This window comes from Streptomyces sp. NPDC005402 (assembly GCF_040606575.1).
In the GTDB taxonomy this organism is placed as follows: Bacteria; Actinomycetota; Actinomycetes; order Streptomycetales; family Streptomycetaceae; genus Streptomyces.
On the sequence record NZ_JBEXFB010000019.1, the window covers coordinates 171,935 to 188,226 of the forward strand.

General features: G+C 70.0%; 16 protein-coding genes. 8 read left to right on the top strand and 8 right to left on the bottom strand.

Annotated features, from left to right (window positions below):
* Positions 1–39 precede the first annotated feature (39 nt).
* Positions 40–1,245 carry a helix-turn-helix domain-containing protein gene (locus ABZT02_RS32065; RefSeq protein WP_356023695.1) on the bottom strand — a complete coding sequence of 402 codons (1,206 nt, stop codon included), beginning with the start codon at positions 1,243–1,245 and terminating at the stop codon, positions 40–42.
* A 93-nt stretch (positions 1,246–1,338) separates the two neighbouring features.
* On the opposite strand from ABZT02_RS32065, the gene ABZT02_RS32070 reads away from it, so the two are divergent.
* Positions 1,339–1,992, top strand: a complete 654-nt coding sequence (locus ABZT02_RS32070) for a pirin family protein (RefSeq protein WP_356023697.1) — start codon at positions 1,339–1,341, stop codon at positions 1,990–1,992.
* On the opposite strand, the gene ABZT02_RS32075 is transcribed toward ABZT02_RS32070, so the two are convergent.
* Positions 1,989–2,804, bottom strand: a complete 816-nt coding sequence (locus ABZT02_RS32075; RefSeq protein WP_356023699.1) for a serine hydrolase domain-containing protein — start codon at positions 2,802–2,804, stop codon at positions 1,989–1,991. The two genes, ABZT02_RS32070 and ABZT02_RS32075, sit on opposite strands and share 4 nt — an antisense overlap.
* Before the next feature lie 19 nt (positions 2,805–2,823).
* On the bottom strand, positions 2,824–3,294 hold the full coding sequence (locus ABZT02_RS32080; protein ID WP_356023701.1) for a GNAT family N-acetyltransferase: 471 nt from the start codon (positions 3,292–3,294) through the stop codon (positions 2,824–2,826).
* Positions 3,295–3,390: 96 nt separating this feature from the next.
* Between ABZT02_RS32080 and ABZT02_RS32085 the strand changes: the two genes are divergently transcribed.
* Both ABZT02_RS32085 and ABZT02_RS32090 read left to right on the top strand, forming a co-directional pair.
* Positions 3,391–3,855, top strand: coding sequence for a MerR family transcriptional regulator (locus ABZT02_RS32085; protein ID WP_356023703.1), 465 nt, complete (start codon positions 3,391–3,393; stop codon positions 3,853–3,855).
* On the top strand, positions 3,852–4,868 hold the full coding sequence (locus ABZT02_RS32090) for an aldo/keto reductase (protein WP_356023705.1): 1,017 nt from the start codon (positions 3,852–3,854) through the stop codon (positions 4,866–4,868). The genes ABZT02_RS32085 and ABZT02_RS32090 overlap by 4 nt, the downstream gene beginning before the upstream one ends.
* A gap of 63 nt (positions 4,869–4,931) precedes the next feature.
* Here the strand turns inward: ABZT02_RS32090 and ABZT02_RS32095 are convergent, their stop codons facing one another.
* Genes ABZT02_RS32095 through ABZT02_RS32105 form a run of 3 tightly spaced genes read right to left on the bottom strand, consistent with a single transcriptional unit; the run spans position 4,932 to position 7,754 of the window.
* A complete protein-coding gene (locus tag ABZT02_RS32095; protein WP_356023751.1) occupies positions 4,932–5,789 on the bottom strand; it encodes a DUF4429 domain-containing protein in 858 nt (285 codons plus the stop codon).
* 57 nt (positions 5,790–5,846) lie between these two features.
* Positions 5,847–7,064 carry an alpha/beta hydrolase gene (locus ABZT02_RS32100; protein WP_356023707.1) on the bottom strand — a complete coding sequence of 406 codons (1,218 nt, stop codon included), beginning with the start codon at positions 7,062–7,064 and terminating at the stop codon, positions 5,847–5,849.
* Between the two features lie 54 nt (positions 7,065–7,118).
* Entirely contained in the window at positions 7,119–7,754 is a 636-nt protein-coding gene (locus ABZT02_RS32105) for a TetR family transcriptional regulator (RefSeq protein ID WP_356023709.1), read from the bottom strand.
* 66 nt (positions 7,755–7,820) lie between these two features.
* On the opposite strand from ABZT02_RS32105, the gene ABZT02_RS32110 reads away from it, so the two are divergent.
* Entirely contained in the window at positions 7,821–9,440 is a 1,620-nt protein-coding gene (locus tag ABZT02_RS32110; protein WP_356023711.1) for an MFS transporter, read from the top strand.
* Positions 9,441–9,692: 252 nt separating this feature from the next.
* Positions 9,693–10,004: a small hydrophobic protein gene (locus ABZT02_RS32115; protein ID WP_356023713.1), complete on the top strand. Its 312-nt coding sequence runs from the start codon at positions 9,693–9,695 to the stop codon at positions 10,002–10,004.
* Positions 10,005–10,642: 638 nt separating this feature from the next.
* On the opposite strand, the gene ABZT02_RS32120 is transcribed toward ABZT02_RS32115, so the two are convergent.
* Complete coding sequence (locus ABZT02_RS32120) at positions 10,643–11,380, bottom strand: ion channel (RefSeq protein WP_356023715.1); 738 nt, start codon at positions 11,378–11,380, stop codon at positions 10,643–10,645.
* Between the two features lie 75 nt (positions 11,381–11,455).
* Positions 11,456–14,188: a pyruvate dehydrogenase (acetyl-transferring), homodimeric type gene (gene aceE, locus ABZT02_RS32125; protein WP_356023717.1), complete on the bottom strand. Its 2,733-nt coding sequence runs from the start codon at positions 14,186–14,188 to the stop codon at positions 11,456–11,458.
* A gap of 373 nt (positions 14,189–14,561) precedes the next feature.
* Here aceE and ABZT02_RS32130 point away from each other — a divergent pair, with 373 nt between their 5' ends.
* From ABZT02_RS32130 to ABZT02_RS32140, 3 genes are all read left to right on the top strand, one after another.
* Positions 14,562–14,993: a DUF3052 domain-containing protein gene (locus tag ABZT02_RS32130; protein ID WP_020116104.1), complete on the top strand. Its 432-nt coding sequence runs from the start codon at positions 14,562–14,564 to the stop codon at positions 14,991–14,993.
* Positions 14,994–15,104: 111 nt separating this feature from the next.
* The gene (locus ABZT02_RS32135) at positions 15,105–15,563 is read left to right on the top strand and encodes a peroxiredoxin (RefSeq protein ID WP_356023720.1); all 459 of its coding nucleotides are present in this window, start codon (positions 15,105–15,107) and stop codon (positions 15,561–15,563) included.
* 95 nt (positions 15,564–15,658) lie between these two features.
* Positions 15,659–16,234 (top strand): TerD family protein, encoded by a 576-nt coding sequence (locus tag ABZT02_RS32140; protein ID WP_356023722.1) that lies wholly within the window; start codon positions 15,659–15,661, stop codon positions 16,232–16,234.
* The last annotated feature ends 58 nt before the right edge of the window (positions 16,235–16,292 follow it).

Sequence of the window (16,292 nt, forward strand, 5' to 3'; positions counted from 1 at the left end):
GAAGAACAGGAAGGGGTTTTGTGGGCCCCCGACAAAAGCCTAGGGCTGGAGATCCCCGTCGGCCAGACGCCCCAGGATGAGCGCGATCCGCAACGTGAACGCCGAACGTACATCGGAGGGCGACCAACCGGTGACGTCAGTCACACGTCGAAGCCGGTAGCGCACGGTGTTGGGATGCACGAAGAGCATCCGGGCCGCGCCCTCCAGACTGGACGCCTGTTCGAGGTAGACGGAGAGCGTCTCGAGGAGCGCGGAACCGGCCTCCTCCAGTGGTCTGTAGATCTCCTCCACCAACTGCTCGCGTGCACTGGGATCACCGGCCATCGCGCGCTCCGGAAGCAGGTCGTCCGCCAACACCGGGCGCGGGGCGTCCTGCCAGGCCGAACACGCCTTGAGCCCGGCGGCGGCGGCCTGCGCGGACCGCGTGGCGGCCAGCAGATCGGGTACGACGGGCCCGGCGACCACGGGTCCGGCCGCATAGGGCCCGATCAGCGACTTGGCCACGGCGAGGGGGTTGTCGCTGCCGCCTGCGATCACGACGAGCCGGGCCCCCAGGACCCCGGTCAGCACCTGGAGCTTGGCGTGCCGGGCGGCCCGCCGGATGGCCTCGACGGTCAGCTCGGAGTCACCCTCGGGAGCGGGACCGAGGACGACGCACACATGCTCGGGAGAGTTCCAGCCCAGCGCGGCGGCCCTGCTCACGGCCCCCTCGTCGGCCTCACCGCTGAGCACGGCGTTCACGACGAGCGACTCCAGCCGGGCGTCCCAGGCGCCGCGTGCCTCGGCGGCCTGGGCGTAGACCTGCGCGGTGGCGAAGGCGATCTCGCGGGCGTACACGAGCAGGGCCTCACGCAGCACGGACTCGTCACCGGGGGCGGCGACCTCGTCGATCGCGCTCTCCATGACCTCGATGGTGGTGCGCACCATCTCCACGGTCTGCCGCAGCGTGATGGCCCGGGTCAGCTCACGCGGAGCGGTCCCGAACACGTCGGTCGAGATGGCCTGCGGGGCGTCCGGACGCCGGAACCACTCGGTGAAGGCCGCGATACCGGCCTGGGCGACCAGCCCGATCCAGGAACGGTTCTCCGGGGGCATGGCCCGGTACCACGGCAGCGTCTCGTCCATGCGCGCGATGGCCTGCTGGGCGAGAGACCCGGACGACTTCTCCAGCCGCTTCAGGGTCGCGATGTGGGCGTGGGCGCCGGGCGCGGAGGGGTCGGACTTGCGGTGTTCGGGTTCGGGCACGGGGACAAGACTGCCTTATCCGGACGTCAGTGCGCGCCGCCGGGTACCGACAGCCGTGCCGCCTTTGGCGGACCCCGGCACTACCGTGGTTCCGTGACGGACGTACGGCGCGCCGCGGAGCGCTACCCAGGCGGGGATCCCGGGACCGGGATCGAGTCGTGGCACGCCTTCTCGTTCGGGCCGCACTACGACCCCGACAACCTCCGGTTCGGCGCGCTGATCGCCTGCAACGAGGAGCGGCTCGTGCCCGGGGCCGGGTTCGACGAGCATCCGCACAGCCATACCGAGATCGTGACGTGGGTGGTCGAGGGGGAGCTGACGCACCGGGACTCCACCGGGCACGAGACGGTCGTACGGGCCGGTGACGTCCAGCGGCTGAGCGCCGCCGCGGGCGTCCGGCACGTCGAGCGCAACGACGCCGGGACGCCGCTGACCTTCGTGCAGACCTGGCTGGCGCCCCTGGAACCGGGCGGCGAGCCGTCGTACGAGATCGTCCGCGGGATCGCCGACTCGACGCCGTACGCGATCCCGGAGGCGGGTGCGATGCTCCACGTCCGGCGGCTGGGCGCGGGGGAGCGGACGGCGGTGCCGGACGGGCGGTTCCTGTACGTCCATGTCGTGCGGGGCGAAGTGCGGCTGGACGGCGAGGAGTTGGGAGCCGGTGACGCGGCCAGGGTCACCGACGCCAAGGAGCTGGACGTGGTGGCGGTCACCCCGGCCGAACTGCTGGTGTGGGAGATGTCCTAGAGCTCGGCCAGGACGGCGTCGGTGAGCGCCGGCCACACCTCGATGGCCCACGGCCCGAAGGCACGGTCCGTCAGCGCCACACAGGCCGCCCCCGCGTCCGGGTCGATCCACACGAACGTGCCGGACTGGCCGAAGTGCCCGAAGGCGCGAGGCGAGGACGAGGAGCCCGTCCAGTGGGGGGACTTGGAGTCGCGGATCTCGAAGCCGAGGCCCCAGTCGTTGGGGTTCTGGTGCCCGTAGCCGGGGAGCACGCCCTTCCTGCCCGGGTACTGGACGGTCATCGCCTCCGCGACCGTGCGCGGGTCCAGCAGCCGCGGTGCCTGCACCTCCGCCGCGAACCGGAGAAGATCCCCGACCGTCGACACACCGTCCTTCGCGGGGGAGCCCTCCAGGGACGTCGCCGTCATGCCCAGCGGCTCGAGCACCGCCTGCCGCAGGTACTCCGCGAACGGGATGTCCGTCGCCTTGGCGACATGGTCGCCGAGCTGCTCGAAGCCCGCGTTCGAGTACAGCCGCCGCTCGCCGGCGGGAGCGGTCACCCGGTGCTCGTCGAAGGCCAGCCCCGAGGTGTGCGCAAGCAGGTGGCGGACCGTCGATCCGCTCGGCCCGGCCGGCTCGTCGAGCTCGATCGCCCCCTCCTCGTACGCGACGAGCACGGCGTACGCGGCGAGCGGCTTGGTGACCGAGGCCAGTGGGAAGCGGTGACCTGTCGGACCGTGGGTGCCGAGGACCGTGCCGTCGGCGCGCACCACCCCCGCCGCAGCGGTGGGAACCGGCCAGTTCTCGATCAGCGCGAGGCTCTGCAAGGACATGCCGTCGAGCGTAAGCGGCTCAGAGGGTCAGCATCATCGTGGGGTCCGGCTTGGGGACGAAGCCGAGGGAGGCGTAGAGCGGCTCGGCCTCCGGGGACGCGGTCAGCATGACCTGCCCGGCGCCCTGCTCGCGGAACCACGCCAGCAGTTCGTCCATGCACGCGCGCGCGTACCCGCGTCGTCGCGCGCCCGGGTCGGTGGCGACACTGAAGACGTACCCGGCCAGGCCGTGCGGGTTGGCCGCCTTCCCGATCCGGTAGTCGACCGTTCCGACGACCAGTGCGGCGAGCGCCCCCGGCCGGTCCGGGTGGTCGACGACGAAGGCCGCGAAGTCCCCGTCGGGCTCGCCCAGTTTCCGTCGCAGCGACGGCAGCGCCTCGGTGTGCCACGCTGTGGAGGCGTCCCCGCCGGGCAGCGCGTCGATCATCACCTGGCGCAGACGCAGCACTTCCCCGGCGTCCTCGGTCGTGGCACGGCGTACGAGACTCATGACCGCACGCTAGCGACCGCACCTGTGGCGCGTCCTGCCGATTTCTTACCGGTACCGCTTGCTTGGAGTGCACTCCAAGGCCATAGCGTTGGGGTCATGACGGTGATGGAGACCACGGGAACCAGGACCGACAGCTGCGCGGCCCCGCCGCACCCCCACCGGCGTCCGCTGGGCCAGGACAGCTACACGATCAGCGAGGTCGTCGCCTTCACCGGCCTGACCGCGCACACCCTGCGCTGGTACGAGCGCATCGGCCTGATGCCGCACATCGACCGCTCGCACACCGGCCAGCGCCGCTACAGCAACCGCGACCTCGACTGGCTCGACTTCGTCGGCAAGCTCCGGCTCACCGGCATGCCGGTCGCCGACATGGTCCGGTACGCGGAACTGGTGCGCGAGGGCGACCACACGTTCACCGATCGGTTCGAGCTCCTGGAGTCGACCCGCCGGGACGTCCTGTCCCGGATCGCGGAGCTCCAGGACACGCTCGCCGTGCTCGACCGGAAGATCAGCTTCTACGCCGGAGCCGGTCGCACCTACGAAACGGAGAAGGCAGGATGACGGACAGCACGATCCCGACCGCACGGCTCGGCGACACCGGTCCCGAGGTCGGCGTCCAGGGACTCGGCTGCATGGGCATGAGCTTCGCGTACGGCCCCACGGACGCCAAGGAGTCCCGGGCCACCCTGGAGCGGGCCCTGGAGCTCGGCATCACGCTCTACGACACGGCGGACGCCTACGGCGCCGGGGAGAACGAGAAGTTCCTGTCCCCGTTCTTCAAGGCCCACCGCGACGAGCTCGTGATAGCCACCAAGTTCGCCCTGGCGATCCCGCCGGACGACCCGACCCGCCGGATCATCCGCAACGACCCGCCGTACATCCGCCAGGCGGTCGAGGCGAGCCTGAAGCGCCTGGACGTCGACGCGATCGACCTCTACTACATGCACCGGCGCGATGTGAACGTGCCGATCGAGGAGTCCGTCGGCACCATGGCCGAGCTGGTGCGCGAGGGCAAGGTCAAGCACCTGGGCCTGAGCGAGGTCACCGCGGCGGAGCTGCGTGCCGCGCAGGCCGTGCACCCCATCGCCGCCCTGCAGTCCGAGTGGTCCCTGTTCAGCCGGGACATCGAGGCCCAGGTGGTCCCGGCCGCCCGCGAACTGGGTGTGGCCCTCGTCCCGTACTCCCCGCTCGGCCGCGGCTTCCTCACCGGCTCCTTCACCGACGCCGACAAGGACCTCACCGCCGACGACTTCCGCCGTCAGCAGCCCCGCTTCACGGGAGACAACGCGACGGCCAACGCGGCCCTGCTGGAACCGGTCCGCACGGTCGCCGAGGCCCACGGAGCCTCCCTGGGCCAGATCGCCCTGGCCTGGGTCCAGCAGCAGACGACGGTCCACGACCTCCCGGTCATCCCGATCCCGGGCACCCGCAAGCCGACCCGGGTGGCGGAGAACGCGGCGGCGACGGGCATCGAGCTCACGAAGGAGGAACTGGAGCTGCTGGAGCCGATCGCGGCGAAGGTGGCGGGCGACCGGTACGCGGACATGCGGTTCTCTTCGGCGGGCCGTGAGTGAACTGACCTGGGGGCGCGGGGAACTGCGCGACAAGCCCCACCGGCCCGCACCCGACAACGCACCTCAAAGCTCCGCCAACAACTCCGCCTTCTTCACGGAGAACTCCTCATCAGTGACCAGCCCGGCCTGATGCAACTCCCCTAGATGGCGAATCCGTTCGGCGATATCCGCAGGGTCCCGGCGCGGCACGCCCGCCGCCGGGACCGCTGCCGCCGGCCCCCGTTGGCGTACGGCCGCGAGGACCGCCGCCGCGAACGGCAACGACTCGTGCACGGGCCCGTACCCGAGCCCGAACACCACCGCCGCCGGATCCTGGTCCGCCTGCACCGGCCCCGGCTCCCCGCGGAGCAACCGCAGATGCCCCTCGAAGACCTCCGGCGACCGCCACTCGACGCCCGTCAGCTCGGACACCGGGAAACTCTGGTCGCCTGCCTTCCACTTCGCCGAGGACGCTCCCGTCCAGAACCAGCGGAAGCGCACGGTACGGCCGTCGAAGGACGCCTTCCCGTCGTACGCCTTGAACTGCAACGGCACCTCGGGCGCCGGCACCAGGAAACGTTCCGCCGGCTCGTCGTCCTCTTTCAGGAGCGTGCGCAACTCGTCCGCGTAGTACTCGGCGAGCGTCTCCTTGTCGGCCGGCAGCACCAGCCGGTACGGATCGCACCCTTCCTTCAGCTGCCCCGCCGCCGCCTCCATGAGCGGATCCGCCCCCGGCCGCGGCTCGGCGTGCAGCACCACCGTGCCCCGCTTCCCGGGAGTCAGCGTCACCCCGGAGATCGCCTCCAGGGGGATCCGTCGTTCCCCCAGCGCCTGGAAGAGCTTCGGTGTGCGAATCCCCCTTTCGTAGCGGATGAGCACGGAGTCGGACTCGAACTCCCAGGCGGCATGAAATCCGGCCAGTACGTCACCCATGCGGGTCATCGTATTCGGCACGAGCTCCTTCGTCCCTCCTCGCGCAGACCGCAGTTCCTGCGGTCTCTACGCGCGTCCGGCCGTGGCCGTGCCGGACAAACCGGCGCGGCAGGCTTCGTCCTCGTGGGCGCAGTGCACCGAGCGGTACGCGCCAATGCCGATCTCGGCGAAGTTGAGCAGACTCTCCGTTCCGGGCTCGAAGTAACCGGCGTGACCGTCCGCGCCCCGCGCGGACAGCACGCGCGCGCCGAACGCCGAGGACACCGGGTCGGCGCCGTGGCCGAGCCCGCCGACCTCCATGTACGGCACGTCCTGGATCCAGTCGTCGGCGTCCCGCATCGCCCACACGCGCGCGGTGGTGCGCAGGTGGGAGGCGTTGGCGACCCGCATCCCGGGGCTGCCGGCCACCGCGATGTCGGCCACCCGGTCGGGCAGCGTGTGCGCGGCCACCCCGCACACCACGGAGCCGTAGCTGTGGCAGAACAGGGAGACGGGCGCGGTGCCGGGCAGTGCGCGCACCAGCGCGTTCAGCCGGACGGCGCCGTTCTCGGCGCGCATCGCGGTGGCCGAGTCGATGCCGAGTCCGGCGGGTGCCGTGTAGTCGGCCCAGGCGATCACCGCCGTACGCGTGGACGGGCTCGCCTGACGCTCGGCCCCGTAGAGGGCCCGGGCCATGCCGAACGGCGCGGACCAACTGCGGTTGGTGCGCTGGAAGGTGAGCACGTCGGTGTCCACGCCGGGCACGACGACGGAGATCCGCTCCGCCGTGCGGAGATCACCGAAGACCTCGGCGACCCGGCCGGAGCCGTCGGGGTCGAAGGCGAGGATGTGGCGCTCCGGGGCCGTCAGCGACTCGAAGCGGTGCATACGGCGGCCCGCCTCCTGCTGACCGGCCGGCGTGAGCCGCTTGTCGTGCATGCGGGTGCGCTCGACGGCACGGGCCTGCAGGAGCGCGAGGCGGTTGGCCTGGTAGCGCAGTTGGACAGGGGCGCCGTTCATGTTGCCGACCGCGAGGGGATAGCGCTGGGCGAGGCGGACCCGCTCCGGGGAGGTGAGCGAGGCGAAGAAGCGCGCGAGCTGGGCGGGGGCGGTGTCCGGGTCCGGCAGCGGGTGTCCCTGGAGGCGGCCGTGCCCCCAGGACTCGAGCGAGGCCTGGAGCGCGGTGGTCTCCCTCTGGTTGCGCAGAGCGGTCCAGCCGGTGGTCGCCAGCATCACGAACACCACGGCGAGCGCGAGCAGTGCGCGCCAGACGTTGAGTTGCGGGGAGGTGTCGAAGGAAGTCACTGAAAGGACACACTAGGAGAACGGGACGGTCTCGGGTTAATCGAGTGACAGGGATCACGTTTTGAGGTAGGGAGGCCACTTGCCGGTCAGTGCGGGGCCCAGCAGTTCGAGGTGGGAGACCGTCAACGCGCGCATCGCCGCCAGGCTGAATTCCCCCTCGGCCGACCACTGCCGTTCCGTCAGCCGCATCACGCCGCTGAAGACGGCCACCAGCAGCCTGGGGCGCGGGTCGGCCGCCGCGTCGAGGCCCTCGCGTTCGGCGAGTACGCGCGTGAGCACCTCCTCGGCCTCCGCCGAGCGCCGCAGATGCGCGGCGAGCAGGACGGGCGTCGACTCGATCACCCGGTACAGGGCCAGGAACCGCTCCACCGGTACGACCGACTCCACGACCTCGTGCAGGGTGTCCCAGCCCTCCAGCACGGCCTGGCGCAGCGCCTCCAGCGGGGGTTCGTGCGGCGGACGCGCGCGTACGGCGTCGACGAAGTGCGCCACCGTCATCTTGTCGAGCGCGAGCGCGGCGTCCTCCTTGCCGGCGAAGTAGCGGAAGAAGGTGCGCTGCGAGACCCCTACGGCGTCGGCGATGTCGTCGACGGTCGTCTGCTCGTAGCCCCGGGTGGTGAAGAGCTCGATCGCCACCCGCAGCAGTGCCTCCCGGGTGCGCTGCTTCTTGCGTTCGCGCAGAGTTTCCATTGGTGTCAGTTACCGACTTGTGAATTGGTTTGTCAATTGTCAGTGGCTGTCATTAGCCTCGAACACATGACTAGTCAGACCACCATCGACACGACGGGGCCGGGGGACGGGGCGTCACAGTCCCCGTCGGATCAGCCGCCCTCCTCCGGGCTGCGCGGCCACCCTTGGCTCACCCTGCTGACCGTGGCCGTCGGGGTCATGATGGTGGCCCTCGACGGCACCATCGTGGCCATCGCCAACCCGGCCATCCAGGCCGACCTCAAGGCGAGCTTCGCGGACGTCCAGTGGATCACCAACGGCTACTTCCTCGCGCTGGCGGTCGCCCTGATCACCGCGGGCAAGCTCGGTGACCGCTTCGGCCACCGCCAGACCTTCCTGATCGGTGTCGTCGGCTTCGCCGCCGCCTCGGGCGCCATCGGACTGTCCAGCAGCATCGCCGCGGTCGTCACCTTCCGCGTGCTGCAGGGCCTGTTCGGTGCCCTGCTGATGCCGGCCGCGCTCGGTCTGCTGCGGGCCACCTTCCCGGCCGAGAAGCTCAACATGGCCATCGGCATCTGGGGCATGGTCATCGGCGCGTCCACCGCCGGCGGCCCGATCCTCGGCGGTGTCCTCGTCGAACACGTCAACTGGCAGTCGGTGTTCTTCATCAACGTGCCGGTCGGTGTCCTCGCCCTCGTCCTCGGTGTGCTGATCCTCCTCGACCACCGCGCCGAGAACGCCCCGCGCTCCTTCGACATCCTGGGCATAGCCCTGCTGTCGGCCGCCATGTTCTGCCTGGTCTGGGCGCTCATCAAGGCCCCGACCTGGGGCTGGGGCGACGGACTGACCTGGACCTTCATCGTCGCCTCCGTCGTGGGCTTCGCGCTGTTCGCCGTCTGGGAGACGAAGGTCAAGGAGCCGCTGATCCCGCTCGGGCTGTTCCGCTCGGTGGCGCTGTCGGCGGGTGTGGTCCTCATGGTCCTCATGGCGATCGCGTTCATGGGCGGCCTGTTCTTCGTGACGTTCTATCTGCAGAACGTGCACGGCATGAGCCCCATCGACGCCGGTCTCCACCTGCTCCCGCTCACCGGGATGATGATCGTCGGATCCCCGCTCGCGGGCGCGCTGATCACCAAGCTCGGCCCGCGGATCCCGCTGGCGGGCGGCATGGCGGCCACCGCGATCGCCATGTACGGCATGTCCACGCTTCAGACGGACACCGGCAGCGCCCTGATGTCCCTCTGGTTCGCGCTGCTCGGTCTCGGCCTCGCGCCCGTGATGGTCGGCGCCACCGAGGTCATCGTGGGCAACGCGCCCATGGAGCTCTCCGGTGTGGCCGGCGGTCTCCAGCAGGCCGCGATGCAGATCGGCGGCAGCCTCGGTACGGCCGTCCTCGGCGCCGTGATGGCCTCCAAGGTGGACGGCGACCTCCCGGGCAACTGGAAGGACGCGGGTCTGCCCGCGCTCACGCCGGCCCAGCTGGACCAGGCGTCGGAGGCGGTCCAGGTGGGCGTGGCCCCGGTCGCCAAGGGAACGCCGCCGGAGATCGCGGCGAAGATCGCCGACGTCGCCCACGACACCTTCATCTCCGGCATGAGCCTCGCGTCCCTGGTGGCCGCGGGAGTCGCCGCGTTCGCCGTCCTGGTCGCCCTGCTCACCAAGCGCGGTGCGAACGCGGAGGCGGGCGCGGGCGTGGGCCACATCTGACGGGACTTCAGCCTTCTTCCCCTATCTGGGTGAAGAGGCTAAAGATTTCTCGCACCCGGTACGCGCCGCAGGTCACAGTAAGTCAAGTCCTCCGCACGGCAGGCTGGTGCGCCGCGGAGGGCGGACGGCGCTGCGGCGCGCTGCCGGAGGGGGGCGGCGCGCCGCAAGGCCGGAGGATTAACCGCGCGGACCGGGGTACTCGCATCGTTGAACCCGAGACGAACCCAACCAACCTAGGGTGTCAGGGAGTTGATGATGGCGGGCTTCGGACAAGGAACGCGCAGGTACCCCCGATCACGTGGCCGGACGTGGTCACGGACCGGGCCGGATCGCGCGACGCTCGGAATCATCGGAGTCATCTGCGCGATCGCGGGCTTCTTCGTACTGGGCATCATCCTGGGCCCCATCGCGATGGTCTGCGGCTGGCTCGCCATGGGCCGCACCTGGTCGGGCGGCAACCGCGCCTGGCCCGCTCTGGTCGCCTTCGTACTGGGCGCCATCGACACGCTCCTGGCGATCATCTGGCTCGTCGGAGCGGCCACCCCGGGCAGCGGGATGTTCTGACCCGGGGCGCGTGAGGGAAGGGCCCCCGGTGGGACGACCGGGGGCCCGCCCGCGTCCTGGGGGTCCGGCGTCTGCGGCCGCCCTCGGCGGAGGGCCGCGCGGGGTCGGCAGGACCCGGATCTCCTGCGTCAGTGCCGGCTCGCTGCGGCCACGCCGGGCAGTGGGCGAGAGATGGTCCCCGGTGGGGCGACAGGGGCTCCGCCTTCGTCCTGGCAGGGGCCGGCGTCCGGGGTGTCCGCCGGCGGACGTGCAGCGCGGGGTCGGGAGGTCGGCAGGATCCGGGCCTTCTGCGTCGGTACCCGGATCGTCGCGGCCCCGGGACCGTTCCCCGGTGGGCCGACCGGGGGTTCGCCCGCCCTCAGCAGGGTCTGGGGCCTCCTGGGTCAGTGCCCGGATTGTCGCGGCCGTCCCGGGGCGGTTTTCTGGTGGGTCGGCTGGGGGCCCGCCCGGCCTCGGCAGGGCCTGGACCTCCTGCGTCGGTGCTCGGGTCGCCGTCGTCGCGCCGGACTGCGGGTGAGGGATGGCCCTTCGGTGGGTCGAGCGGCGGCCGTCCGCCTCTTGGGCGGGCCCAGGGGGCTTCAGGCGTCCGTCGGCCGGGTCCGGGGTGAGGTGAGCCCGATCTCCCGGCGGAGTCCTCGTCACCCGCCGACGGACGTCTTCCGCAGGGCCGCGACCTCCGCTCGCAGAGCCCGGACCTCCTCCGTCAGGGCGCGGATCGCCTCCGTCTGCTCGCGTTCCTCCACGTCGTCCTTCTCGAAGCGCTCGATGAACCAGGCGGCGATGTTCGCGGTCACCACACCCAGCAGGGCGATCCCGGACAGCATCAGCCCGACCGCGATCATGCGGCCCAGGCCGGTGGTCGGGGCGTGGTCGCCGTAGCCCACGGTCGTCATGGTGGTGAAGGACCACCACACCGCGTCACCCAGTGTGCGGATGTTCCCGTTCGGCGAGTCCCGTTCCACCGACAGCACGGCCAGCGAGCCGAACATCAGCAGCCCGACCACCGCACCGCCGACGTACGTCGTCACCCTGATCTGCGAGGCCATCCGCGCCCGCCGCCCCACCAGCAGCAGCGTGGAGACGAGCCGCAGCAGCCGCAGGGGCTGTATGAGCGGCACGACCACGGCGCACAGGTCCATCCAGTGCTGTCGTACGAACCCGCGGCGGTCCTGCGAGAGAGACAGCCGCATGAGGTAGTCGACGGCGAAGACCCCCCACACCACCCACTCGACCACCGTGCAGGCCGCCGTCAGCGGATGCCCCGCGGAGGTGTCCACGATCGGCACGGCGTAGGCGACCGCGAACAGCACCGCGAGCGCCAGAAGGGGCCGCTGGGTGTGCTGTTCCCAACGGGCCTGCGCCGATTGTTCCTTCATGCCCGCATCGTAAAGAAAAGGTGAAGGGTGGTGGGCCGTCAGGCCTCACCACCCTTCAGGGGCGCAGCGACACGACTACGCGTCGCCTCCCGCCGCACCAGGGTCGGCAGCCGCGACGTCCAACAACTGGTACCGGTCGATCGCCTGCTTCAGCACCGACCGGTCCACCTTGCCCTCCCGCGCCAGCTCGGTCAGCACGCCCACCACGATCGACTGCGCGTCGATGTGGAAGAACCGCCGCGCCGCGCCCCGGGTGTCCGCGAAGCCGAACCCGTCGGCGCCCAGCGACTGGTACGTGCCCGGCACCCACCGCGCGATCTGGTCGGGAACCGCCCGCATCCAGTCGGAGACGGCCACGAACGGACCCTCCGCCCCCGCCAGCTTGCGCGTCACGTACGGCACCCGATGCTCCTCCTCCGGGTGCAGCAGGTTGTACTCCTCGCAGGCCACGGCCTCGCGCCGCAGCTCGTTCCAGGAGGTCGCCGACCAGACGTCCGCCTTGACGTCCCACTCCTCGGCGAGGATCTTCTGCGCCTCGACCGCCCACGGCACGGCCACACCGGAGGCCATGATCTGCGCCGGGATCGACCCCGAGGTGCCCTCGCTGAAGCGGTAGACGCCCTTGAGGATGCCCTCGGCGTCGACGTTCTCCGGCTCGGCCGGGTGCTGGATGGGCTCGTTGTAGACGGTGAGGTAGTAGAAGACGTCCTCGCTGTCCGGGCCGTACATGCGGCGCAGACCGTCCTGCACGATGTGCGCGATCTCGAAGCCGAACGCCGGGTCGTACGCCACACAGCCCGGGTTGGTCGAGGCGAGCAGCTGTGAGTGGCCGTCCGCGTGCTGGAGTCCCTCACCGGTCAGCGTCGTACGGCCCGCGGTCGCGCCCAGCACGAAACCGCGCGCCAGCTGGTCCGACATCTGCCAGAACTGGTCACCGGTGCGCTGGAAACCGAACATCGAGTAGAAGACGTAGACCGGGATCAGCGGCTCGCCGTGCGTGGCGTACGCCGAACCCGCCGCGATGAGGGAGGCCGTGCAGCCCGCCTCGGAGATGCCGTCGTGCAGCATCTGACCCGTCGGCGACTCCTTGTACGCGAGCAGCAGCTCCCGGTCGACCGACTCGTACTGCTGGCCGAGCGGGTTGTAGATCTTCGCACTCGGGAAGAACGAGTCCATGCCGAAGGTGCGGTACTCGTCCGGCGCGATCAGTACGAAGCGACGCCCGAGTTCCTTGTCCCGCATCAAGTCCTTGAGCAACCGCACGAAAGCCATCGTCGTGGCGATCGACTGCTGCCCGGAACCCTTCTTCACGGTCGCGTACGTCTTGTCGTCCGGCAGCGCGAGCGGCTCGGCACGCACGACACGCGTCGGGACGTAACCGCCGAGACCCAGCCGGCGGTCGTGCATGTACTGGATCTCCTCCGAGTCCCGGCCCGGGTGGTAGTAGGGCGGCGCGCCCGACTCCAGCTCCTTGTCGGAGATCGGCAGGTGCAGCCGGTCGCGGAAGCCCTTGAGGTCGTCGACCGTCAGCTTCTTCATCTGGTGCGTGGCGTTGCGGCCCTCGAAGTTCGGGCCCAGCGTCCAGCCCTTGACGGTCTTGGCGAGGATCACCGTCGGCTGGCCGGTGTGCTCGACGGCCGCCTTGAACGCCGCGTAGATCTTCTTGTGGTCGTGACCGCCGCGGCCCAGGTGCAGGATCTGGTCGTCGGTCATGCCCTCGACCATCGCGCGCAGCCGCTGGTCGTCGCCGAAGAAGTGGTCGCGGATGTAGGCGCCGGACTCGGTGGCGTAGGTCTGGAACTGGCCGTCCGGGGTGGTGTTCATCCGGTTGACGAGGATGCCGTCGCGGTCCTGCGCAAGCAGCGGGTCCCAGCTCCGGTCCCAGATCAGCTTGATCACGTTCCAGCCGGCGCCCCGGAAGACCGACTCCAGCTCCTGGATGACCTTGCCGTTGCCGCGCACCGGGCCGTCGAGGCGCTGGAGGTTGCAGTTGACGACGAAGGTGAGGTTGTCGAGGCCCTCGCGCGCGGCGATGGTCAGCTGGCCGAGCGACTCGGGCTCGTCCATCTCGCCGTCGCCCAGGAACGCCCACACGTGGGACTTGCTCGTGTCGGCGATCCCGCGCGCGTGCATGTAGCGGTTCATCCGCGCCTGGTAGATCGCGCCGATCGGGCCGAGGCCCATCGACACGGTCGGGAACTCCCAGAAGTCCGGCATCAGCCGCGGGTGCGGGTACGAGGACAGCCCGTGCGGCGCCTTCGACTTCTCCTGGCGGAACCCGTCGAGGTTGTCCTCGCTGAGGCGGTCGAGCAGGAACGCGCGCGCGTAGATTCCGGGGGAGGCGTGGCCCTGGAAGAAGACCTGGTCACCGCCGTCGCCCTCGTCCTTGCCGCGGAAGAAGTGGTTGAAGCCGACGTCGTAGAGGGACGCGGAGGACGCGAAGGTGGCGATGTGGCCGCCGACGCCGATCCCGGGACGCTGGGCGCGCGAGACCATCACGGCCGCGTTCCACCGGGTGGCGTTCAGGATCTTCCGCTCGATCTCCTCGTTGCCCGGGAAGAACGGTTCAGCCCTGGTCGGGATGGTGTTCACGTAGTCCGTGCTGCGCATCTCGGGCACGGCCACGCGCTTCTCGCGGGCCCGCTCGATGAGCCGCAGCATCAGATAGCGGGCCCGCTCCCGGCCGCGCTCGTCCACGGCGGCGTCGAGGGAGTCGAGCCACTCCTGGGTTTCCTCGGGATCGAAGTCAGGAACCTGACTCGGAAGGCCGCCAATGATGATCGGGTTGCGATCGGATCCGGAAGCCACGCTGTTCCTTACCTGTCAGAGGGCCGTATTTCTGTATGTCTGCACCGCTCCCCATCGTGTACCTCGGGGGGCCAAACGTCATCTCTACTCCGGGGTAACCCGGGCCTGCTACCCGGGTATGGTTCCCAAACACGCAAAGAGGGCAGAAAGGTGTGGCATGTGTCACGACGTGACCGCGATGATGTGCCTGTGGTTGGGGTGACACGTTCCGGATCGTCACCGTTTCGGCGGTCTGAAACGCCGGGTACTTGCGCGATCCGCCCCGCCCGTGTGGACTACGGCCAATGCTTCGCGCACGCGCGTGGCTGAGACTCCCCCAGAGCCTGAACGGCCTGGGGGGACCCCCATCAAAGACAAGACCAGGAGGCAACCCGTGAGCGCGACCGCGGACCACGCGGAGACGAGCCCTGCCGTGAGGCTGGGGTTCCAGCCCGAGCAGGTGGTCCAGGAGATCGGCTACGACGACGACGTAGACCAGGAACTCCGCGAGGCCATCGAGCAAGTCATCGGCAGCGACCTTGTGGACGAGGATTACGACGACGTCGCCGATGCCGTGGTGCTCTGGTTCCGTGACGAGGACGGCGACCTGACCGATGTGCTGGTGGACGCCACCACGTACATCGAGGAGGGCGGCTCGATCCTGTTGCTGACGCCGAAGACCGGCCGGGACGGCTACGTGGAGCCGAGTGACATCTCCGAAGCCGCGACGACGGCAGGCCTGTCCGCCTCCAAGAGCGTCAGCGTGGGCAAGGACTGGAGTGGCAGCCGGCTGGTGACGCCCAAGGCGGCCAAGTCCAAGAAGTAGCCCCGTACAACCGGACGGGCCGGCGCGACCGGCCCGTCCGCTTTTCCTGTGGTGATCGCTGCGTAGGGTGGTCCGGTCACTCGAACGGCCCCCCGAAGGGACATCCACGCGATGGCGATCCAGGTCGGCGAAAAAGCCCCCGACTTCGAGCTCAAGGACAACCACGGCCGGACCGTGAGGCTGTCCGACTTCCGTGGCAGCAAGAACGTGGTGCTGCTCTTCTACCCCTTCGCCTTCACCGGCGTCTGCACCGGTGAGCTGTGCGAGCTGCGTGACAACCTCCCCGCGTTCGCGGACCGCGACACCCAGCTGCTCGCCGTCTCCAACGACTCCATCCACACCCTGCGCGTCTTCGCCGAGCAGGAGGGCCTGGAGTACCCGCTGCTCAGCGACTTCTGGCCGCACGGCGAGGTCTCCCGCGCCTACGGCGTCTTCGCCGAGGACAAGGGCTGCGCGGTGCGCGGCACCTTCGTCATCGACAAGGAGGGCGTGGTCCGCTGGACCGTCGTCAACGCCCTGCCGGACGCCCGTGACCTGAACGAGTACGTGAAGGCGCTCGACACCCTGTGATTGTTCGCCTCCAGGGACTGCGTGGGCCGGGAACCCGTCACTAGGATCGAATCGTTGATCCGGCAGATCAGAAACAGCGAACCTATGGAGGACTCGTGGGAGTCAGCCTCAGCAAGGGCGGCAACGTATCGCTGACCAAGGAGGCCCCGGGCCTGACCGCGGTCATCGTCGGTCTGGGGTGGGACGTCCGCACCACGACCGGAACCGACTTCGACCTGGACGCCAGCGCGCTGCTGCTGAACGCGGCCGGCAAGGTCGCCAGCGACGCGAACTTCGTCTTCTTCAACAACCTCAAGAGCGCGGACGGCTCGGTCGAGCACACCGGCGACAACACCACCGGTGAGGGCGAGGGCGACGACGAGCAGATCAAGGTCGACCTCGCCACCGTCCCGGCCGACGTCGACAAGATCGTCTTCCCGGTCTCGATCTACGACGCCGAGAACCGCCAGCAGTCCTTCGGCCAGGTGCGCAACGCGTTCATCCGCGTCGTCAACCAGGCCGGCGGCGCCGAGATCGCCCGCTACGACCTCTCCGAGGACGCCTCCACCGAGACCGCCATGGTCTTCGGCGAGCTCTACCGCAACGGCGCCGAGTGGAAGTTCCGCGCCATCGGCCAGGGCTACGCCTCGGGCCTGCGCGGCATCGCCCAGGACTTCGGCGTCAACGTCTAGGACCTGTCCACCGGGCAGGACCTCGGACCTGCCCGGGCTCTCTTCTCCCGAGCGCCGC